The organism is Humibacter sp. (assembly GCF_051954055.1).
Lineage (GTDB): Bacteria > Actinomycetota > Actinomycetes > Actinomycetales > Microbacteriaceae > Humibacter.
Map to the genome: position 1 here is coordinate 26,523 of NZ_JBQCIE010000146.1, position 19,263 is coordinate 45,785.

Genomic DNA, 19,263 nt, shown 5'->3' on the forward strand with positions numbered 1-19,263 from the left:
ATCAGCGCTCGAACGACAGGAGCGCGCGCTGCAACGGCACGCTGAGCCCTGGCGGTACCTGCACTTCCACTCCGAGCGCCTGGATGGCGCGGCTGAAGTAGTTGCGCGCCGCAGCGGCGAGCGTGATGTCGACGATCTCCCGATCGGTGAACCCGAGTTGACGCAGGCGCTCAGTATCGGCATCCGTCATCGATGCCGAGTCTCCGCTGATCCGTTCCGCGTACTCCATCATCGCCACCTCCGCCTCGCTGAGACCGGCCTCGTGGTAGTCGCCGGCGATCGGCTCGAGTTCGGCCTCGTCCATCACCTTCAGAGTCTTGCGGCCGTGTGCGAGACGGCAGTGCGAGGATCGCACGCCCTTCGCGGCGGCGAGCGTGACGAGTTCGTATCGCCGCATGCCGAGTTGCGCGACGATCGCCTTCATGAGCTGTTCCCAGGCCAGGTACGCCTCGGGGTTCACGCTCATCACCCGGGTGTACTCGGCGACGTAGCCGAGGTCGTTCAGATCCTTCGAGTAGATCTCGGCGACCGTTCCGCTCGCCTCTGCTGGGTCCGTGGTCTCGATGATGGACATGATGCCTCCTTCGCTGCAGGCGCCTTCATGCTCCCACCGCACTCGTCCCGCCGCCACAGTGCTCCGTCGGGCGGCCCCTCTCTCCCAGCGAGCAGGAACGCGTAGAGTCCCGGATGTCTTCCAGCTCGAGAACCGACGGGATCCGGATGAACGCTGACGCACCGGCAGAGACCGCATCCCGCTCCCCTGGCGCGTTCGTGATCGTCGCCCCGCTCGAGACAGTGCGAACCGGATCCGAGTTCCGCACAGACTCCTGGCCGCTGCACGTCACGCTCGTCCCGCCGTTCACGACGCCGGCACCGATAGAGAAAGTAGCTGGGCTCATGGAGTCGGTGTGCCTGGGCTTTCGAGCCTTGAACGTCCGCGCCGCCCGACGCGAACTCTTCGGGCGACACCGCGACGTGCCCGTCATCACGCTCGACCGGGACGATGCACTGCGCCTGTTGCACACCGCGCTCCTGGATGCGATCGAGCCGGTCGCTCAGGAGCACCCGGACCGCCAGGTGCGCGACGACTACCGGCCGCACGTCAGCGTGCAACGCGACCGCGCCATCGCGCCTGGCGAACCGGTCATGATCGACAGGGTCGCGCTCGTCGACCGCCGTCCGGACGGCCGGTCCGGTCTCCGTAGGGTCGTGGTCCTCGTGCCGCTAGCGCGCTGACCGCCGCGAGCGCCACCGAGCTGCCGTCGCTATCCGCCGGTCGTGCTCCCTGTGGAGAAACCCGATTCGACGAGCGCAGTCAGTCGGTCGACGGCATCCTTTCCCGTCGCGTCCTCCGCCGCGATCTCCACCGTCGCACCCTGGGTCAGCCCGAGCGAGAGGATGCTCAGCAGGCTGCGGGCGTCTTTGCCGTTCACCGTCACCCTCTGCCCCAGGCTCGCAGCGAGCTTGACGAACTCCGCCGCCGGGCGCGCGTGCAGACCGTCCGGATTGATCAGCGTTGCCGTGCGAACATATCCCCGAATCGCCGGAACAGCACCCGTCGGAGGCATGGATGCAGCGGCCGCCCGTGCGACATCCTGCAACCCCTCCCCCGTCTGTGACGACACCGCGGCGGCCACGGCGCCCTCGACGAGCGGCCCCTGCGCCACGACGGCGCGATCCGACCAGTCCGGTCCGAGCAGGTCGATCGCCGCCTCCGCGCTCAGCACGGCGGAGCCCAGGTCGGACAGCACCACGACACCGGCGCCGCCATCGGCGTCACGAATCGCCGTCATCACGCGCTCGACATCCGTCCCGAGTCGCCCGTCCGCCGTGCCCCCTGCGGCGATCACGGTCACATCCGGCCCCATCTCGGCAGCGAGGTCGACAACGCCCCGCGCGATGAGGTCGCTGTGCGAGACGATGACCATCCCGACCAGAGGCCGGGCGGAAACGGCGTTCATGACGCGGCTTCCGCGGCGGCCCTCAGGATGATCGCGCTCGATGCCGCGCCCGGGTCCCGGTGGCCGATCGCCCGCTCCCCCAGGTAGCTCGCTCTCCCCTTGTGCGGGAGCAGCTCGTCCGTGGATTCCGCCCCCTCGTTCGCGCCGTCTGCGGCTGCCGCCAGCACGGCGGCGGCGTCCGCTCCCGAAGCCGCCGCGTCACGTGCCGACCGTGCGGCGCGTGCCCAGGCATCCACCATCGTCTTGTCCCCAGGGACCGCATGCCCCCGCTCCTCGATGCCGCCGAGCGCCGCCTCGAGGAGGTCCACGACGTCAGACGCGCCGAGCTCGCTGCGCCCGGAGACCGCGTCGGACGCGCGGAGGAACGCTGTCCCGTACAACGGCCCCGCCGCTCCCCCGACGGACGAGATGAGTTTCATCGCCGCGGTACGCAGCACGTCCGACGGAGCCGCGTCGCCGGCGAGGTCGTCGAGCGAAGCGCGCACGGCGACGAACCCGCGGTTCATGTTCTCGCCGTGGTCGCCGTCGCCGATGGCCCGGTCCAGCTCGTTGAGCTCACTCGCTCGCTCACCGATCACGTCGGCTGCGCCCACCAGCCACTTCCTCGCCCATGCCGTGTCAAGAATCATGTCGTCCTCACCCGTTCCGTCCGCAAAGCTCACTCACCGCGTGAACCTAGACAATCCTGTTCACCTTGTGCTCAAACCCCCCAGCTCAGCGCCGCCGTGCGCACCGGCGCGTCCCAGAGGTCGAGCAGTTCCTCGTCCGCCGTGAGCAAGGTCACCGAGAACCCTGCCATGTCGAGCGACGTGACGTACGAGCCGACGAGCGACCGCGCGATCCCCACGCCGGCGGCATCCAGCCTCTCGGCGACCCGCCGGAACACCAGGTAGAGCTCCGCGACCGGGGTCGCTCCCATGCCGTTGACGAGCACGATCATCCGCTCCCCCGGCTTCCTGGACAGGTCGTCCAGAACCGCATCAAGCACGCGATCGGTGAGTTCATCCGCCGAGGCCATCGGTACGCGAGCGCGACCGCGCTCTCCGTGGATGCCGATTCCGAACTCGATCTCGTCGGCACCGAGCTCGAAGCTCTGCTTGCCGGAGTGCGGAACGGTCGGCGCGCCGATCGCCACCCCCATCGAGCGAACGGATGCCACCAGTCGCGTCGCCAGCGTCTCGAGCTCGTCGATTCCGTCGCCGCGCTCCGCGGCCGCGCCGACGATCTTCTCGATCAGCAGAGTGCCGGCCACGCCACGCCGCCCCGCCGTGAACTCCGAGTTCTGCACCGCAACGTCGTCATCGATCACGACGGTGCGCACCAGGATTCCCTCCGCCGCGGCGAACTCCGCCGCCGTCTCGAAGTTGAGCACGTCGCCCGTGTAGTTCTTCACCAGGTAAAGCACGCCGGCGCCCTGATCGACGGCGCGCGTTGCGGCCAGGATCGGGTCCGGCGTCGGTGACGTGAACACCTCGCCGGGCACGGCGGCATCCAGCATCCCTCGGCCGACGAACCCGGTGTGCAGCGGCTCGTGGCCACTTCCGCCACCCGACACGATGCCCACCTTGCCTGGCACGAGCTGCGAACGCACGACGAACGTCGGAGCAGTGCTCACCCGCACGAGATCCCCGTGTGCGCGCGCGAAACCCGCCAGCGATTCCGCCACGAACGACCGAGGATCGTTCACCAGCTTCTTCATGCTCGGCCTCCGCGGTCGGCAGGCACCGCTATCGCGACGCCGCGATCCATTCCTCGAGCTTCGCCGCCGCAGCGCCCGAATCGATCGCGTTCGCCGCGACGCGCAGCTTCTCCGCGAATCGTCCGAGGATGCTGCGCTGCCCGCTGGCCGGGTCGGATGCCAGTTCGAACGAGACCAGACCGGCGGCCGCGTTGAGCAGCACGATGTCGCGCACCGGGCCGGACTGCCCCGCCAAGACCGCGCGCACCACCTCGGCGTTGTGCGCGGCGTCCCCGCCCTTCAGGTCCTCGATGTCGGCGCGAGGGATGCCGAGCTCCCGCGGATCGATGTCGTGCTCCGTCACGAGGCCGCGGGAGATCTCCCAGACGTGGCTGTGGCCGGTCGTGGAGAGCTCGTCGAGCCCGTCGTCCCCGCGGAACACGAGCGCGGTCGCCCCACGCGTCTGGAACACGCCGACGATGAGCGGAACCCTGTCCAGCTGCGCGACTCCTACGGCGGATGCCTCCGGCCGTGCCGGGTTGATCAGCGGACCGAGGATGTTGAAGACGGTAGGGATTCCCAACTCGCGACGCACGGCCGCCGCGTTCCCGTACCCGGGGTGGAACAGCGAGGCGAACGCGAAGGTGATGCCGGCACGCTCGAAGACGTCGGCGACACGGTCGGCGGGCAGAGCCAGGTCGAGCCCGAGCGCTGACAGCACATCAGAGGAACCCGATTGCGAGCTCGCGGCCCGGTTGCCGTGCTTGATCACCGGAACTCCGGATGCGGCGGCGACGATCGAAGCCGTGGTCGACACGTTCACCGTGCCGTACCGGTCACCGCCCGTTCCGACGATGTCGAGCGCCATCGGATCCAACGGCAGCGGCACAGCGTGCTCCAGGATCGCGTCGCGGAACCCGACTATCTCGTCGACGGTCTCCCCCTTGGTGCGCAGGGCGACCAGGAATCCGGCGAGCTGGGCATCCGTCGCCTCGCCCGTCATGACCTGTTCCATCGCCCAGGCCGCGTCGGCAACGCTGAGATGTTCACCCTCGAGCACGGTCGAGATGATCGTCGGCCAGGTCCGGGTTTCCGCCATACAGGCGATATTAGGGGATCGCAATCCGCCCCATTAGGCGGGCGATTGCGAAAACCGGCCCCCGAAATCGGCCATAATGGGAACCGTGACGAGCACCTCGATTTCTCCATCGGTTACGGCGCCGACGATCAACCGCCCCAACGTGGTGGCCGTCGGAACCATCGTCTGGCTGGGCAGCGAGGTGATGTTCTTCGCGGGCCTCTTCGCGATCTACTTCACGCTGCGCTCGACGTCGCCGCAGCTGTGGGCCGCCGAGACGCCCCACCTCAACGTTCCCTACGCCCTGACGAACACGCTCATCCTGGTCGCCAGTTCGTTCACCTGCCAGTTCGGAGTCTTCGCAGCAGAGCGCTTCCAGGCTCGCGCCACCGGCCCGAGCCCGCGTCACTGGGGCATGGCGGAGTGGTTCACGCTCAGCTACGCACTCGGCGCCATCTTCGTCGCCGGCCAGGTCGTCGAGTACGCCGGCCTCATCAGCGAGGGCGTGTCGATCGACGCCAACGCCTACGGCTCGGCCTTCTACCTCACAACGGGCTTCCACGCCCTACACGTCACCGGTGGTCTCATCGCGATGCTGTTCGTGATCGGCCGCGCGTTCTCGGTGCGGAGGTTCGGAGACAAGGAGGCGACCAGCTCCATCGTCGTCTCGTACTACTGGCACTTCGTCGACGTCGTCTGGATCGGGCTCTTCCTGGTCATCTACGTCCTCAAATAGAGATCAGGAGCAGGGCACCTCAATGCGGGAGACAACGCAAAAGACCGCTCGCAAGCGCAAGGGCGCACGCCGGCATCCGCTTGCCACTGTCGCACTCATCGCGATCGGGCTGGGCCTGACCGGTGGAGCGTACGCCGCGTTCAACGCGACGGGCTCGAGCGCGGACGCCACGGCATCCAGCCAGAGCGACATCGACGCGGGCAAGAGGCTGTTCCAGGCCAACTGCGCCAGCTGCCACGGCCTCGAAGCACAGGGTACGAGCGACGCCCCGAGCCTGATCGGCGTCGGCGCGGCCGCCGTCGACTTCCAGGTGGGCACCGGCCGCATGCCCATGGCCATGCAGGGACCGCAGGCCGAGGAGAAGCCGCCGCAGTTCGACCAGCACCAGATCGACCAGCTCGCCGCGTACGTGGCGTCGCTGGCCCCCGGCCCCGGCATCCCCGGATCTGACATCACCGATCCGAACGGCGACGCGGCGAAGGGTGCCCAGCTGTTCCGCGTGAACTGCGCCATGTGCCACAACGTCGCCGGCGCCGGCGGCGCCCTCACCGAGGGCAAGTACGCTCCCCCGCTCCGTGGAGTCTCTCCGACGCACATCTACGAGGCGATGGTGACCGGCCCGCAGAACATGCCCGTCTTCAACGACCGGAACATCACGCCGGAGGGCAAGAAGGACATCATCACCTACCTGCAATTCATCCAGAACAACCCCTCCCCCGGCGGTTTCGAACTCGGATCGCTCGGCCCGGTGGCCGAGGGCCTGTTCATCTGGATCTTCGGCCTCGGTTCGATCGTCGCTCTGACGGTCTGGATCACGGCGAAGTCGAACTGATGCGCGCGCGGTTCGTAGACGAGCGCAAGAAGGAGAGCAATGGCACTGGACGATAACGGCGGCACGGAGATCACGCCCGCCGCCTCGTCGGCCGTCGACCACCGTCCCGGCGACCCGGGAACGGCCGTCATCGTGCAGGACGCCGTGGAGAATCCCGGCTTCTCGCCGCACCGCGCGAGGATCACCGACAAGGACCCGCGCAAGCAGCGTCGCGCGGAGCGGACGATCTACACGCTCTTCTACGTGTCCATCGTGGGAAGCATCTGGGCGATCGCCGCCTACATCGCCTTCCCGATCGAGTCCGGCAAGATCTCCGACGTGCGCTTCAGCACGCTGGCCATCGGCCTCGGCATGGCGCTCGCGCTTCTCGCGATCGGCTTCGGCGCAGTGCACTGGGCCAAGGCGCTCATGGTCGACAAGGAGGGCATCGACCTCCGGCACCCGGTCCACGGCTCGGTCGAGACGCGGGAACGGGCAGTCGAGATCTTCAAGGAGGCCGACGCCGAGTCCGGCTTCGGCCGTCGCACCCTGATCCGCAACTCGTTGATCGGCGCACTCGTCGCGTTCCCGCTCCCGGCCATCGTGCTGTTCCGCGGCCTCGGCCCGATGAACCAAGACCCGGTGCAGCTGCTCTCCCACACCATGTGGAAGAAGGGGATGCGGCTCACGCGCGACCCCTCCGGCACGCCTATCAAGGCATCCGATGTCACCATCGGATCCGTGTTCCACGTCATGCCCGAGGGCATCAATGACAAGGAGAATGCGCTCGACGAGAAGGCCAAGGCCGCGGTGCTGCTGATGCGCCTCGACCCGAAGGACCTTCACCCGACGCACGGCCGCGCCGGCTGGGCGTACGACGGCATCGTGGCGTACTCCAAGATCTGCACCCACGTCGGATGCCCGGTGGCCCTGTACGAACAGCAGACGCACCACCTGCTGTGCCCCTGCCACCAGTCGCAGTTCGACATCACCCACGAGGCGCGTGTCATCTTCGGCCCGGCGAGCCGTCCGTTGCCTCAGCTGCCGATCGAAGTGGATGCCGACGGATACCTCGTCGCGCAGAGCGATTTCCACGAGCCCGTCGGCCCGAGTTTCTGGGAGCGTCATTGACCACCACGACCGCCGCTGAAACCACGGCCCCTAAGCGCAGCTTCACCGCATCCGCCTCGAACTACATCGACGAGCGCACCGGCATCTCCGCGGTCGTCAAGGAGTTCGGCCGCAAGATCTTCCCCGACCACTGGTCGTTCCTGCTCGGCGAGATCGCGCTGTACAGCTTCGTCGTCATCCTGATCACCGGAACGTTCCTGACGTTCTTCTTCCAGGCCTCGCAGGCCGACGTGATCTACCACGGCTCCTGGGTACCCCTGAAGGGCATCCAGATGTCGGCCGCCATGAACTCCACGCTGAACATCTCGTTCGACGTGCGCGGCGGCCTCCTCGTTCGCCAGATCCACCACTGGGCGGCGCTGCTGTTCGTGGCCTCCATCGGCCTGCACATGCTGCGCATCTTCTTCACCGGCGCGTTCCGCAAGCCGCGTGAGCTCAACTGGGTGATCGGCTTCACACTGTTCGTCCTCGCCATGGCAGAGGGCTTCACCGGCTACTCGCTCCCCGACGACCTGCTCTCCGGCAACGGCCTCCGCATCATCTCGGGCCTCATCCAGGGCATCCCGGTGATCGGCACGTGGCTGAACTTCCTCATCTTCGGCGGGGAGTTCCCCGGAACCTCGATCGTCGGACGCCTCTATACGCTGCACATCCTGTTGCTACCCGCTCTGGTCGTAGCGTTCATCGCGCTTCACCTCGTGTTCATCGTGGTGCACAAGCACACCCAGTACGCGGGGCCGGGCCGCACGCAGCAGAACGTCGCGGGCTACCCCATCCTCCCGGTGTACGCGGCGAAGGCCGGCGGGTTCTTCTTCATCGTGTTCGGAGTGCTCGCCCTGATGGCGTCCCTGTTCACGATCAACCCGATCTGGCTCTACGGTCCATACGACCCGTCACCGATCTCCGCCGGTACCCAGCCGGACTGGTACATCGGCTTCGCCGACGGCATGCTGCGTCTGATGCCATCGCACTGGGAGTTCGTCTGGCTGAATCACACCTGGTCGCTGAACGTGTTCATACCCGTCGTCATCCTCCTGGTGTTCCTCGTTCTCGTCGCGATCTACCCGTTCATCGAGGCGTGGGTCACCGGTGACAAGCGCGAGCACCACATCCTCGACCGTCCCCGCAACCAGGCGACGCGCACGGCGATCGGTGCTGCAGGTGTCACGTTCTACGCCGTCATGTGGGCGGCGGCGAGCTCCGACATCATCGCTACGCACTTCAAGCTCACGATGGAAGGCGTCATCTACTCACTTCAGGTCACGCTGATCGTCGGGCCGATCATCGCCTACTTCGTCACGAAGCGCATCTGCCTTGCCCTGCAGAAGAAGGACCGTTCCATCGCGCTGCACGGCTACGAATCCGGCCGCATCGTCAAGCTGCCGGGCGGTGAGTTCATCGAGGTGCACCAGCCGCTCGACGAGTACGAGCGGTGGCGCCTGATCAGCTATGACACGTACCAGCCCCTCATGCTGCGTCCCAACTCGCGCGGCAAGATCACGGCGGCTGCGCGCCTCCGTGCGGGGATGACCCGCTGGTTCTTCGAGGACCGCCTCGAGCCGGTCACGAAGAACGAGCTCGAGTCCGGGCACGGTCACCACTGACGCGGTAGCGAATCCCACCTCGATCGGGCACCGATGTCACTCACGACGCTGTCGGAGTGGCTTCGGTGCCCGATCTGTTTCCGCCTGCTCTCCCCGTTGCCGCCGCTCGTCCTCGGCTGCGAGAACGGCCATCGCTTCGACGTGAACAAGCGCGGCTACGTGAGCATGCTGGCATCCCAGCCGCGTATCGCCGGCGACACCCCGCAGATGCTGGACGCCCGCGCCGACCTGCTGGGCAGCGGCGCCTACGACCCTGTCGCACGCGTCGTCACGGAGAACGTGCTCGCTCCTGGTGCCCGTCGGCTCCTGGACGCTGGGTGCGGCACGGGGCACTACGCGGCGAGGATCCTGGCGCACTCCCCGATGAGTGTGCTCGCCACCGATATCGCCTCCGAAGCCGTGCGACGGTCCGTCAAGCACCTCGGACGCGAACACGCGGACGGTCTCGTCGCGGACACGTGGCGTCCGCTCCCGATCCGGGATCACGCAGCGGACGCGATCATCAACGTGTTCGCCCCGCGCAACGCCGGCGAGTTCAGACGCATCCTCGCGCCAGATGGATGCCTGGTCGTCGCGACTCCCCGGCAGGATCACCTGATCGAGCTGCGAAACGCCATGCCGATGCTCGACGTGCCCGCGGACAAGGCGCAGCGCGTCACGGAGGAGTTCACGGAGCACTTCGTCCCCCAACAACTCACGCCCGTTCGCTACACCCTCGCGGTGACGCGGGAGACGGCCATCGCACTGCGCATGATGGGACCGTCTGGCCACCACGGCGGCGAGCAGCCGCCCGTCGCGCTGCCGCGCGAGGTCACGGTGGCGGTCGACGTGCTGCGCTTCCGCCCTCGCCCGTCCTGACCGAGGATCCCTGTCCCCCACACCCTCCGCGCATGAGAAACGGCCTCCGGAAGACCCTGACGGAACTTCCCGGAGGCCGCTCTACAAGCGCTCAGCGCGGCGTCAGCGGGCGAAGTAGCCCCGGTAGTACTCGTACACCCAGCCGACCAGGCTGACGGCTGCGAGAGCGCCGCCGATCGGCACGATCCACCAACCGACGGCGATGCCGAGTGCACCGATCGCAGCCGAGAGACCGAGCATGAACGGCCACCAGCTCCAGGGGCTGAAGTGCCCAAGCTCGGGGTCGCCGTCGTCGATGTTCGCGTCCAGGCGGTCCTCGGGCAGCTCTACGCCGTTCTGCGTGGCGTGGGTGCGCTGGAGGAAGAACGCGATGAAGACACCCAGGATCCCCGTCAGGGTCAGGGCCACGGTCCCGACCGGCTCGAGCTCATGGTTCGGGTAGTAGTACCACGACCACACCGTGTAGACGATCGCCATCAGGAAGAAGAAGGCGGCGATGATCCAGAAGACTGTCGCACTGGTACGCATGTCACTTCACCTTTGCATCTGACGCGTCGAGAACCGCGGTGTCCGGGGCATCCTTACCCGGTCCGATTCCGATCGGAAGACCCACCTCCGGATGGTTCAGGTCGAAGGCCGGGGACTCGCTGCGGATGCGCGGAATCGACGTGAAGTTGTGCCGCGGTGGCGGGCAACTCGTCGCCCACTCCAACGAGCGGCCATACCCCCACGGGTCGTTAACCGTCACCTTCGCTCCGTAACGCGCCGTGATGTACACGTTCAGGAAGAACGGGATCATCGAGATCGCCAGGATGCCCGCCCCGATCGTCGACACCTGGTTCATCCAGGTGAAGCCGTCCTGCGGGAGGTAGCTGTAGTACCGGCGCGGCATGCCGACGACGCCGAGCCAGTGCTGGATGAGGAACGTGGTGTGGAAGCCGATGAACAGCAACCAGAAGTGCCACTTGCCCAGCCGATCGTTCAGCATCTTGCCTGTCCACTTCGGCCACCAGAAGTAGAAGCCGGAGAACATCGCGAAGACGACGGTGCCGAACACCACGTAGTGGAAGTGCGCGACGACGAAGTACGAGTCGGAGACGTGGAAGTCCAGCGGCGGCGAGGCGAGGATCACACCGGTGAGGCCGCCGAACGTGAACGTCACGAGGAAGCCGATCGCCCATAACATCGGCGACTCGAACGTCAACGAGCCCCGGAACATCGTGCCTATCCAGTTGAAGATCTTCACGCCGGTGGGCACCGCGATGAACATCGTCATCAGGGAGAAGAACGGCAGCAGCACCATCCCGGTGACGTACATGTGGTGCGCCCACACGCTCACCGACAGCGCGGCGATCGCGATCGTGGCGTACACCAGCGTCTTGTAGCCGAACACGGGTTTTCGGCTGAAGACAGGGAACACCTCTGTGACGATGCCGAAGAACGGCAGCGCGATGATGTACACCTCGGGATGCCCGAAGAACCAGAACAGGTGCTGCCACAGGATGGCGCCACCATTCGCGGCGTCGAAGACGTGCGCACCGAGCACACGGTCGGCGGCGGCGGCCAGGATCGCGGCCGCCAGGACCGGGAACGCCATCAGCACCAGGATCGAGGTGACGAGCGCGTTCCAGGTGAAGATCGGCATCCGGAACATGGTCATGCCGGGCGCACGAAGCGTGATGACGGTCGTGATGAAGTTCACGGCACCCAGAATCGTTCCGAAACCGGACACCGCCAGGCCCAGGAACCACATGTTCCCACCCAACCCTGGCGAGAACGTCGCGGACGAGAGCGGCTCGTACGCGAACCATCCGAACGAGGCAGCGCCCTGCGGGGTCAGGAAGCCGCCCACCGCGATCAGCGAACCGAAGTTGTAGAGCCAGTACGCCAGCGCGTTCAGACGCGGGAACGCCACGTCGGGCGCACCGATCTGGAGCGGCATGATCACGTTCGTGAACCCGGCGAACAGCGGGGTCGCGAACATCAGCAGCATGATCGTGCCGTGCATCGTGAACAGCTGGTTGTACTGCTCACGCGTCTGCACGACTTGCAGACCGGGCTCGAAGAGCTGAGCTCGGATGATCAGCGCCATCACGCCGCCGATGCAGAAGTACACGAACGACGTGACCAGGTACATGTACCCGATCGTCTTGTGGTCGGTGGACGTGATCCAGTTGACCAGGATGTTGCCCTTGCGGTGGATCTTGGTCGCGCCGAGGATCTGAACGGATGGCGTGGCCGCCGCCGGGGCCGGTGCTGTAGTCGTACTCATTACTCGCCGATGCCTTAGTCGTTGTTCTTCGGGGCGCCCGTTCCGGGCTGGTTCAGGTTGCGGTCGTCGTTGGAGCCGAGGCTACCGGTGTAGCCGCGGTCCCTGAGGTCTTGGATGTGCTGCAGGTACTCGGACTCGGAGACCACCTTGACCTGGAAGAGCATCGCCGAGTGGTACTCGCCGCAGAGCTCGGCGCACTTGCCCTGGTACGTGCCCTCGCGGGTCGGCTCGAAGTACATGTAGTTCGTGTGGCCCGGCATGACGTCCTTCTTGTAGAGGAACGCCGGAACCCAGAACGAGTGGATGACGTCGCGCGAGTTGAGCTTGATCGTGATCTTCTTGTCGACCGGCAGGTAGAGCGTCGGGAGCTGTGCCTCGACCACTGAGCCGGCGGGAACGTCGGCCTTGTCGTTCGGCTGCGCCTGGATACCCGGGTCGTAGACGTCGTTCGAGAGGTAGTTGAAGTCCCACGACCACTGCTTCGCGTAGACCTGGATCGTCAGGTCGGGGTGGGCATACGGCTTCTCGATCGCGTCCTGGTCGCGAGTGGTGAAGGCGAAGAAGCCGAGGATCAGGACGAGCGGCACGATCGTGTAGAAGATCTCGATCGGCATGTTGTAGCGCAGCTGCACGGGAAGGCCGGTCTGACCCTTGCGACGCCGGTACACGATGACGCACCAGATGATCAGGCCCCACACGACGAGGCCGACCAGGAGCAGCACGATCCACGAGGTGACCCACAGGCCGGAGACGCGCTCCGTGTGGTTGGTGACCGGGGTCTTGCCGTTGAATCCGGGTAGGAATCCGTTCAACTGGGACTGCGTGCAGCCGGCCAAGACCAGCGCGACCATTGCTGCGATCGGAACTGCAGCCCATCGGAAACGGCGATTGTGACGCACCGGTGACCTTTCGAGTGATTCGTGGGCGCAGCGGCATTCGCTGCTGCGATGACCATTGCCTAGCCTATCGCCATCGCGGCGGCCTTCGCGTGCCGGACGCACCCTGCGCCCGGCCGCGAGCATGCTTCCGGGATGCGAAAAGGACCGGCTGATCGGCCGGTCCTTTTCGTCAGTGATATGTCAGTTGGCGCCTAGTGGAAGCTGTCGCCGCAGGCGCAGCTCCCGCTCGCGTTGGGGTTGTCGATGGTGAAGCCCTGCTTCTGGATCGTGTCCTCGAAATCGATCGTCGCCCCGTCGAGGTACGGCGCGCTCATCTTGTCGACGATGACCTCGACTCCGTCGAAATCGACGGTGGCGTCGCCGTCCATGAAGCGCTCGTCGAAGTACAGCTGGTAGATCAGCCCGGAGCATCCACCGGGCTGGACGGCCAGACGCAGCCGCAGATCGTCGCGGCCCTCCTGGTTCAGGAGGCTGCGCACCTTATCGGCGGCGGCATCCGTCAGGAGCACACCGTGCGCCTTGGACTCGGTCGCCGTGCCGGCGCCGGTGAGAGTGGTCTCGCTCATCGAGTGCCTCATCCCTTCGTACGTTCTCTTGCCTGGCCCCAGTGTAGGTCAGGCGCCTGAACGGCGGGCGTCAGCCCCGCCTGTTCAGCCGGGCCAGCAGCAGGGCCTCGGTGAGGATGGCCCGGCGGAAGACCCCGAGGTGCAGCGACTCGTTGGGACTGTGAGCCCTGGTGTCGGGATCCTCGACGCCGGTGACCAGGATCTGGGCATCCGGGAACTCGCGAACGAGGTCGGCGATGAACGGGATGCTGCCTCCGATGCCGGTCTCGACGGGTTCAGCGCCCCAGGCGTCCCTCATCGCGGCCTTCGCCTCCCGGGCCGCCCAGCCGCTCGTGTCGACGAGGAACGGGTCGCCGAGGTCGACGTCGTCGATCTCCAGGTGCGCTCCGAACGGCACGTTGGCTCGCAGGTGGCGTTCGAGCGCGTCGAACGCATCGCGGGCACGCTGCCCCGGCGCGACCCGAGCGCTGATGCGCACCGCGACGGAGGGCAGCAGCGTGTTGGATGCGTTCGCCACGCTGGGCGCGTCGATTCCGGTCACGGTGATGGTCGGCTGGTTCCAGAGCCGGGACAGCACGGGACCGCGCCCGATCAGCGAGACCCCGTCGAGCACTGCCGCGTCTTCGCGCAGCTGCTCCTCCGAGAACTCGGGCACATCGGCGTCATGGGAGGTCATGCCCTGCACCGCGACCGACCCATCGTCGTCGTGCAGCGTCGCCAGCAGCCTGACGAGCGGGATCATCGCGTCGGGCACTCCCCCGCCGTACATCCCGGAGTGGGACGCGTGCTCGAGGGTGGAGACGGTGAGCCGGAACGTGACGTTGCCACGCAGTCCGACGGTCAGCGCGGGCACGTCGACGCTCCAGTTGTCCGAGTCGGCGACGATGATCGCGTCGGCGGCGAGGGCATCCTTGTTCTGCGCGAGGAAGTTCGCGAACGAGCGCGACCCGAACTCCTCCTCGCCCTCGATGAAGACGGCGAGTCCGAGGTCGAACTCGTCTCCGACCGTTTCGGTCAGCGCCCTGATCGCGGCGACGTGCGCCATCACACCGGCCTTGTCGTCGGCGGCACCCCGGGCGTAGAGCCTGTCGCCGCGCACGGTGGGCTCGAACGGCGAGGTCTGCCAGTCCTCGTCCTTGCCGGGCGGCTGGACGTCGTGGTGGGCGTACAGAAGGACTGTCGGGGCGCCGCCGCGCGCGGCCCTGCGTGCGATGACGGCGGGCTGTCCCTGCTCGGCGTCGGCCCCGCCCTCACCGATCGGTGCGCGGGCGATCGCGACGCTCTCGAAGACGTGCAGGTCGCGCAGGAGGCGGGCGACGGCATCCGCGCTGCGTTCGACGTTCTTCGGATCGAACGCCGACCAGGAGACCGATGGGATGCGCACGAGGTCCGTGAGGTCGGCGACGGCGTGCGGCATCCCCGCCTGTACGGCGTCGTCGAGTGCTGTCGTGAGATCGTCCCGTGGCTGATCGGCTTCGTTCATGCGGGTAATCTTAATCTGACGACTATCGAGGACTTTCCGTGGCCAAAAGAGCAGAACCCACCGTCCCCGCTGCCGAATCCGAGACGAATCCGACGACCGGCAAGGGACACGCGACGCCGAGCCGTGCCGAGCGCGAAGCCGCGCGCAAGCGCCCGCTCGTGCCGGCCGACCGCAAGGCGGCGGCCAAAGACGCGCGTGTCAAGAACGCAGAAGCGCGTGAACGCGCACGGCTCGGCATGGCGTCCGGCGACGAGCGCTACCTGACGCAGCGCGACCGCGGTCCGCAGCGCCGGTTCGTTCGCGACTACGTCGACGCCCGCTACACCGTCGCCGAGTTCCTCATGCCGGTGATGCTCGTCATCATCGTGTTCACGTTCGTGCCGGTGCAGGCTCTTCAGTACTACGGCATCTTCGTGCTGTGGGGGTTCTTCGCGATCGCCGTGATCGACTCGGCCATCATGACCTTCACCATGAAGCGCCGGCTGCGGGACAAGTTCGGCACTCTCGAGCGGGGGCTCACCTGGTACGCCGTCATGCGCGCCCTGCAGTTCCGCATGATCCGCATCCCGAAGCCGCAGGTGAAGCGCGGCCACTTCCCCGCATAGCCCGCGCGATGACGATCACCGCAGCGGCGGACGGCTCAGCTCTGGGTAATCCCGGCCCCGCCGGCTGGGCCTGGTACGTGGACGACTCGACCTGGGCCGCGGGAGGCTGGCCGCACGGCACCAACAACCAGGGCGAGCTGATGGCGGTGATCGACCTGCTGGAGTCGACGGCCGGCGAGCCGGACGACCTGCGCATCCTGTGCGACAGCCAGTACGTGATCAACGCGGTCACCAAGTGGTTGCCCGGCTGGAAGCGGAAGGGCTGGCGCAAGGCCGACGGCTCCCCTGTGCAGAACCTTGACCTTCTGAAGCGGCTCGACGCGGCGCTGGTCGGACGCAGCTACGCGTTCGAGTGGGTGCGCGGTCACACCGGGCACGAGCTCAACGAGGCGGCGGACACCCGGGCACGCGCCGTCGCCACCTCGTACCAGAACGGGTCCCCCGTCGACGCGGGACCCGGTTGGCGTGCTGTCGCCGTCGTGGCGGAATCCGCAGCGAGCAACGGGCCGGCGGAAGCCGCGGCGCCGGCACCGCAGCTCGCCCTGTTCGACGACCTTGTCGAAGAGCCCGACGAGGATGTCGTGCTGCGCCAGGAACGGGCCCTGCTCACCTCACGCGTGCGCGACGACGTCGCAGAGCTCGGCGTGCTTCTGCACCCGGAGTTCCTCGAGGTCGGACGCTCCGGCCGGATGTGGAGCAGGGATGACGTGTCCCTCTCCCCCGCCGGCGACGACGCCCGGATCGTCGACGTCATCTCGGTGGACCGCGTGTCACCCGACGCGATGCTGCTCGTCTTCCGCACGGAGGATGCCGCGGGCTCCGCCCTGCGCAGCTCGCTCTGGGTGCGCGACGGCGGACGCTGGCGGCTTAGGTTCCACCAGGGCACGCCGGCCGAGTGATCGCCGATCAGACTGCGGACAGCCGCTCGAGGCCGCGGTTGATCGCCCTCGCCCAGAGGGGGCCTCGGTAGATGAACGCCGAGTAGCCCTGCACGAGCGTGGCGCCGGCGTCGAGGCGTGCCTTGACATCCTCCGCCGTTTCCACCCCGCCCACCGAGACGATGCAGAGCGCGGACGGCACATGCGAGCGCAGAAGCCGCAGTACCTCGAGCGACCTGGTCGCCAGTGGCGCACCGGAGAGTCCTCCGGCGCCGGCCGCTTCCACGACTTCGCGATCGGTCGTCAGTCCGTCTCTCGAGATGGTCGTGTTCGTCGCGATGATGCCGTCGAGCCCGAGCTGAACGGCGAGCTCGGCGATCGCCAGGATGTCGTCGTCCGCGAGGTCCGGGGCGATCTTGACGAGCAACGGGGTCGATCCTGCCTCCTCCTTGACCGCCTCGAGCAGTGGCCGCAACGAATCGAGAGCCTGCAGATCTCGCAGACCCGGGGTGTTCGGCGAGCTGACGTTCACGACCAGGTAGTCGGCGACCGGTGCGGCGGCCCTGGCCGACACGCGGTAGTCGGCGACGGCATCCGCCACCTCGACGACCCGCGACTTGCCGATGTTCACGCCGATGACCGGGCGCCGTCGCGCTGTCCGTGCTTTCGACACCTTCGCGGCCGCCGCGATCACGCCCTTGTTGTTGAACCCCATCCGGTTCACGATCGCGCGGTCAGGGATGAGTCGGAAGAGTCTCGGCCGCGGATTCCCGGGCTGCGGGACCGCCGTCACCGTGCCCACCTCGATGTGCCCGAACCCGAGGGCACCGAGCCCAAGGATGGCGGTGGCGTTCTTGTCGAAACCGGCGGCGACCCCGAACGGTGTCGGGAAGGTCAGACCGAGCGCGCGAACCGAGAGGTCTCGCCTCGGCAGGGTGAAGCGGGAGACCGTCCTACGGAGCCCGAGCTTCGGGAGCACACGGATGACGGTGAAGGCCAGGTGGTGCGCCCGCTCCGGATCCATGTGCCGGAACACGAGCGAGAACAGGATGCGGTACATGGCGAAGCCACGATATCGGCTCTCCACCCTCACTCCGCCGCAGCGGGTTGCGAGTGGTGCTCCGCGCGCAGCGCCCCGATGGCGTCTTCGAAGTCGTCGAGCGAGTCGAACGCCTGATAGACGCTCGCGAACCGCAGGTACGCCACCTCGTCGAGTTCGCGCAGCGGGGGCAGCACCGCCAGGCCGATCTCATTCGCGTCGATCTGCGAGACACCCGTCGCGCGCACCGCCTCCTCCACCTTCTGAGCGAGCATCGCCAGGTCGGAGTCCGTGACGGGACGACCCTGGCAGGCCTTGCGCACGCCGGCCATGATCTTCTCGCGGCTGAACGGTTCGACAACGCCGCTGCGCTTGATGACGTTCAGGCTCGCCGTCTCGATCGTGGAGAACCGGCGCCCGCACTCCGGGCACTGCCGTCTGCGGCGGATGGAGAGACCGTCGTCGGACGTGCGCGAGTCCACCACACGGGAGTCCGGATGACGGCAGAAGGGGCAGAACATGGCGGCTCCAGGTTATGGCGTGTCGGGTCTCGTGCTCAGGAATCGGCTCTCGACGATACGGTGTTGCGCGCGGCGACGGCCTCACCGTGTGCGGGCAGCCGCTCGGCCTCGGCCAAGGCGATCACGTGCGGAGCGACGGAGTCGAGTCCGCGTTCGTCGTATCTGATGATCTGCTGCGGGCGTAGGAACGTGTACGCGCCGAGGCCCGACGAGTATCGCGCCGAGCCGCCGGTGGGAAGCACGTGGTTGGACCCGGCGAGGTAGTCGCCGAGGCTGACCGGTGAGTGCGAGCCGAGGAAGATCGCGCCGGCGTTCGTCAGCCGCAGCAGCGTGGCATCCGGATCGGTGGTATGCACCTCGAGGTGCTCTGGGGCGTACGCGTCGCTGAAACGCGTCGCCGTCTCCTCGTCGTCGACGAGCACGATGGCCGACTGCGGCCCTTCGAGGGCGACGGATGCCCGTTCCCGGTTGGCGGTCGCGGCCAGGAGGTGGTCGAGTTCGCGCTGCACCGCCTGCGCGAGCTCCTCGGAGTCCGTCACGAGGAGCGAGGCGGCCGCCTCGTCGTGCTCGGCCTGGCTGAGGAGGTCGGCGGCGACGAGGCGCGGGTCGGCCGACGCATCCGCGATGACGAGGATCTCCGTTGTGCCCGCCTCCGCATCGATGCCGACGACACCGTGCACCAGGCGCTTGGCTGCGGCGACGTAGATGTTGCCAGGGCCGGTGACGATGTCGACGGGCTCGAGCGGAAGGTCGGGCACGCCGTACGCCAGCGCGCCGATGGCTCCTGCTCCGCCGATCGCGTAGACCTCGTCGACGCCGACGAGTCCTGCGGCGCCCAGGATGAGTGGGTGCACCGAGCCGTCGAAGTCGCGCTGTGCCGGGCTCGCGAGGGCGACGGATCCGACGCCGGCGACCTGGGCGGGCACAGCGTTCATCACGACGCTCGACGGGTAGACCGCCTTCCCGCCGGGCACGTACACGCCGGCGCGCCGCACCGGTTGCCAGCACTGCTCGACGCGTGCTCCCGGCCCCAGATCCGTCGTCGTGGGGGGCGGCACCTGCGCGGCGGAGGCGATGCGCACGCGGCGGATCGCCTCCTCGAGCGCACGCCGGACGGTCGGGTCGAGGTGCTCGAGCGCCTCG

General features: G+C 67.4%; 21 protein-coding genes. 8 read left to right on the plus strand and 13 right to left on the minus strand.

The annotated features are described in order from the left end of the window. Position 1 precedes the first annotated feature (1 nt). On the minus strand, positions 2-574 hold the full coding sequence (locus ACTHNC_RS18785) for a carboxymuconolactone decarboxylase family protein (protein ID WP_440296154.1): 573 nt from the start codon (positions 572-574) through the stop codon (positions 2-4). A 146-nt stretch (positions 575-720) separates the two neighbouring features. Here ACTHNC_RS18785 and ACTHNC_RS18790 point away from each other — a divergent pair, with 146 nt between their 5' ends. Beyond that, positions 721-1,236, plus strand: coding sequence for a 2'-5' RNA ligase family protein (locus ACTHNC_RS18790; protein WP_440296155.1), 516 nt, complete (start codon positions 721-723; stop codon positions 1,234-1,236). 29 nt (positions 1,237-1,265) lie between these two features. Here ACTHNC_RS18790 and dhaM read toward each other — a convergent pair whose 3' ends face one another. From dhaM to trpD, 4 genes are all read right to left on the minus strand, one after another. Continuing rightward, positions 1,266-1,961: a dihydroxyacetone kinase phosphoryl donor subunit DhaM gene (gene dhaM / locus ACTHNC_RS18795; RefSeq protein WP_440296156.1), complete on the minus strand. Its 696-nt coding sequence runs from the start codon at positions 1,959-1,961 to the stop codon at positions 1,266-1,268. Further along, positions 1,958-2,590 (minus strand): dihydroxyacetone kinase subunit DhaL, encoded by a 633-nt coding sequence (gene dhaL, locus ACTHNC_RS18800; protein ID WP_440296157.1) that lies wholly within the window; start codon positions 2,588-2,590, stop codon positions 1,958-1,960. Before dhaL ends, dhaM begins: the two co-directional genes overlap by 4 nt. A gap of 71 nt (positions 2,591-2,661) precedes the next feature. After that, entirely contained in the window at positions 2,662-3,660 is a 999-nt protein-coding gene (dhaK, locus tag ACTHNC_RS18805; RefSeq protein WP_440296158.1) for a dihydroxyacetone kinase subunit DhaK, read from the minus strand. Between the two features lie 28 nt (positions 3,661-3,688). After that, a complete protein-coding gene (gene trpD, locus ACTHNC_RS18810) occupies positions 3,689-4,738 on the minus strand; it encodes an anthranilate phosphoribosyltransferase (protein ID WP_440296159.1) in 1,050 nt (349 codons plus the stop codon). Positions 4,739-4,814: 76 nt separating this feature from the next. On the opposite strand from trpD, the gene ctaE reads away from it, so the two are divergent. The 5 genes from ctaE to ACTHNC_RS18835 are packed head-to-tail and all read left to right on the plus strand — an operon-like array spanning position 4,815 to position 9,857. After that, positions 4,815-5,453, plus strand: a complete 639-nt coding sequence (gene ctaE, locus ACTHNC_RS18815) for an aa3-type cytochrome oxidase subunit III (RefSeq protein WP_440296160.1) — start codon at positions 4,815-4,817, stop codon at positions 5,451-5,453. A 22-nt stretch (positions 5,454-5,475) separates the two neighbouring features. Next, the gene (qcrC, locus tag ACTHNC_RS18820) at positions 5,476-6,285 is read left to right on the plus strand and encodes a cytochrome bc1 complex diheme cytochrome c subunit (RefSeq protein WP_440296161.1); all 810 of its coding nucleotides are present in this window, start codon (positions 5,476-5,478) and stop codon (positions 6,283-6,285) included. 39 nt (positions 6,286-6,324) lie between these two features. Further along, complete coding sequence (gene qcrA / locus ACTHNC_RS18825; RefSeq protein ID WP_440296162.1) at positions 6,325-7,395, plus strand: cytochrome bc1 complex Rieske iron-sulfur subunit; 1,071 nt, start codon at positions 6,325-6,327, stop codon at positions 7,393-7,395. Then, the gene (gene qcrB / locus ACTHNC_RS18830; RefSeq protein ID WP_440296163.1) at positions 7,392-8,999 is read left to right on the plus strand and encodes a cytochrome bc1 complex cytochrome b subunit; all 1,608 of its coding nucleotides are present in this window, start codon (positions 7,392-7,394) and stop codon (positions 8,997-8,999) included. Before qcrA ends, qcrB begins: the two co-directional genes overlap by 4 nt. 33 nt (positions 9,000-9,032) lie before the next feature. After that, positions 9,033-9,857, plus strand: a complete 825-nt coding sequence (locus ACTHNC_RS18835; RefSeq protein ID WP_440296164.1) for a methyltransferase domain-containing protein — start codon at positions 9,033-9,035, stop codon at positions 9,855-9,857. A gap of 102 nt (positions 9,858-9,959) precedes the next feature. Here ACTHNC_RS18835 and ACTHNC_RS18840 read toward each other — a convergent pair whose 3' ends face one another. From ACTHNC_RS18840 to ACTHNC_RS18860, 5 genes are all read right to left on the minus strand, one after another. Further along, positions 9,960-10,385: a cytochrome c oxidase subunit 4 gene (locus tag ACTHNC_RS18840; RefSeq protein ID WP_440296165.1), complete on the minus strand. Its 426-nt coding sequence runs from the start codon at positions 10,383-10,385 to the stop codon at positions 9,960-9,962. Position 10,386: 1 nt separating this feature from the next. Then, positions 10,387-12,129 carry an aa3-type cytochrome oxidase subunit I gene (gene ctaD, locus ACTHNC_RS18845; RefSeq protein WP_440296166.1) on the minus strand — a complete coding sequence of 581 codons (1,743 nt, stop codon included), beginning with the start codon at positions 12,127-12,129 and terminating at the stop codon, positions 10,387-10,389. Between the two features lie 14 nt (positions 12,130-12,143). Further along, positions 12,144-13,028 (minus strand): aa3-type cytochrome oxidase subunit II, encoded by an 885-nt coding sequence (gene ctaC, locus ACTHNC_RS18850; RefSeq protein WP_440296167.1) that lies wholly within the window; start codon positions 13,026-13,028, stop codon positions 12,144-12,146. Between the two features lie 191 nt (positions 13,029-13,219). Then, positions 13,220-13,594, minus strand: a complete 375-nt coding sequence (gene erpA / locus ACTHNC_RS18855; protein WP_440296168.1) for an iron-sulfur cluster insertion protein ErpA — start codon at positions 13,592-13,594, stop codon at positions 13,220-13,222. 70 nt (positions 13,595-13,664) lie between these two features. Continuing rightward, on the minus strand, positions 13,665-15,077 hold the full coding sequence (locus ACTHNC_RS18860) for a dipeptidase (RefSeq protein ID WP_440296169.1): 1,413 nt from the start codon (positions 15,075-15,077) through the stop codon (positions 13,665-13,667). Between the two features lie 38 nt (positions 15,078-15,115). On the opposite strand from ACTHNC_RS18860, the gene ACTHNC_RS18865 reads away from it, so the two are divergent. Together ACTHNC_RS18865 and ACTHNC_RS18870 are read left to right on the plus strand one after the other, a co-directional pair. After that, complete coding sequence (locus tag ACTHNC_RS18865; protein WP_440296170.1) at positions 15,116-15,682, plus strand: DUF3043 domain-containing protein; 567 nt, start codon at positions 15,116-15,118, stop codon at positions 15,680-15,682. Between the two features lie 8 nt (positions 15,683-15,690). Next, complete coding sequence (locus ACTHNC_RS18870) at positions 15,691-16,581, plus strand: RNase H family protein (protein WP_440296171.1); 891 nt, start codon at positions 15,691-15,693, stop codon at positions 16,579-16,581. A 7-nt stretch (positions 16,582-16,588) separates the two neighbouring features. On the opposite strand, the gene ACTHNC_RS18875 is transcribed toward ACTHNC_RS18870, so the two are convergent. From ACTHNC_RS18875 to hisD, 3 genes are all read right to left on the minus strand, one after another. Next, positions 16,589-17,620 (minus strand): quinone-dependent dihydroorotate dehydrogenase, encoded by a 1,032-nt coding sequence (locus tag ACTHNC_RS18875; RefSeq protein WP_440296175.1) that lies wholly within the window; start codon positions 17,618-17,620, stop codon positions 16,589-16,591. A gap of 29 nt (positions 17,621-17,649) precedes the next feature. Beyond that, a complete protein-coding gene (nrdR, locus tag ACTHNC_RS18880; protein WP_440296172.1) occupies positions 17,650-18,120 on the minus strand; it encodes a transcriptional regulator NrdR in 471 nt (156 codons plus the stop codon). Positions 18,121-18,155: 35 nt separating this feature from the next. Beyond that, the coding region (hisD, locus tag ACTHNC_RS18885; protein WP_440296173.1) for a histidinol dehydrogenase at positions 18,156-19,263 on the minus strand (1,108 nt) is incomplete at its 5' end.

What these genes read in the sequence shown, in the direction of transcription:
- qcrA (WP_440296162.1), top strand. Translation starts at nt 6,325, where the DNA reads ATGGCACTGGACGATAACGGCGGCACGGAGATCACGCCCGCCGCCTCG.
- ACTHNC_RS18870 (WP_440296171.1), top strand. Translation starts at nt 15,691, where the DNA reads ATGACGATCACCGCAGCGGCGGACGGCTCAGCTCTGGGTAATCCCGGC.
- nrdR (WP_440296172.1), bottom strand. Translation starts at nt 18,120, where the DNA reads ATGTTCTGCCCCTTCTGCCGTCATCCGGACTCCCGTGTGGTGGACTCG.
- ACTHNC_RS18875 (WP_440296175.1), bottom strand. Translation starts at nt 17,620, where the DNA reads ATGTACCGCATCCTGTTCTCGCTCGTGTTCCGGCACATGGATCCGGAG.
- ACTHNC_RS18835 (WP_440296164.1), top strand. Translation starts at nt 9,033, where the DNA reads ATGTCACTCACGACGCTGTCGGAGTGGCTTCGGTGCCCGATCTGTTTC.
- ctaE (WP_440296160.1), top strand. Translation starts at nt 4,815, where the DNA reads ATGGGAACCGTGACGAGCACCTCGATTTCTCCATCGGTTACGGCGCCG.
- ACTHNC_RS18840 (WP_440296165.1), bottom strand. Translation starts at nt 10,385, where the DNA reads ATGCGTACCAGTGCGACAGTCTTCTGGATCATCGCCGCCTTCTTCTTC.
- qcrC (WP_440296161.1), top strand. Translation starts at nt 5,476, where the DNA reads ATGCGGGAGACAACGCAAAAGACCGCTCGCAAGCGCAAGGGCGCACGC.
- ACTHNC_RS18785 (WP_440296154.1), bottom strand. Translation starts at nt 574, where the DNA reads ATGTCCATCATCGAGACCACGGACCCAGCAGAGGCGAGCGGAACGGTC.
- erpA (WP_440296168.1), bottom strand. Translation starts at nt 13,594, where the DNA reads ATGAGCGAGACCACTCTCACCGGCGCCGGCACGGCGACCGAGTCCAAG.
- dhaM (WP_440296156.1), bottom strand. Translation starts at nt 1,961, where the DNA reads ATGAACGCCGTTTCCGCCCGGCCTCTGGTCGGGATGGTCATCGTCTCG.
- ACTHNC_RS18790 (WP_440296155.1), top strand. Translation starts at nt 721, where the DNA reads ATGAACGCTGACGCACCGGCAGAGACCGCATCCCGCTCCCCTGGCGCG.
- ACTHNC_RS18860 (WP_440296169.1), bottom strand. Translation starts at nt 15,077, where the DNA reads ATGAACGAAGCCGATCAGCCACGGGACGATCTCACGACAGCACTCGAC.
- trpD (WP_440296159.1), bottom strand. Translation starts at nt 4,738, where the DNA reads ATGGCGGAAACCCGGACCTGGCCGACGATCATCTCGACCGTGCTCGAG.
- ctaD (WP_440296166.1), bottom strand. Translation starts at nt 12,129, where the DNA reads ATGAGTACGACTACAGCACCGGCCCCGGCGGCGGCCACGCCATCCGTT.
- dhaK (WP_440296158.1), bottom strand. Translation starts at nt 3,660, where the DNA reads ATGAAGAAGCTGGTGAACGATCCTCGGTCGTTCGTGGCGGAATCGCTG.
- dhaL (WP_440296157.1), bottom strand. Translation starts at nt 2,590, where the DNA reads ATGATTCTTGACACGGCATGGGCGAGGAAGTGGCTGGTGGGCGCAGCC.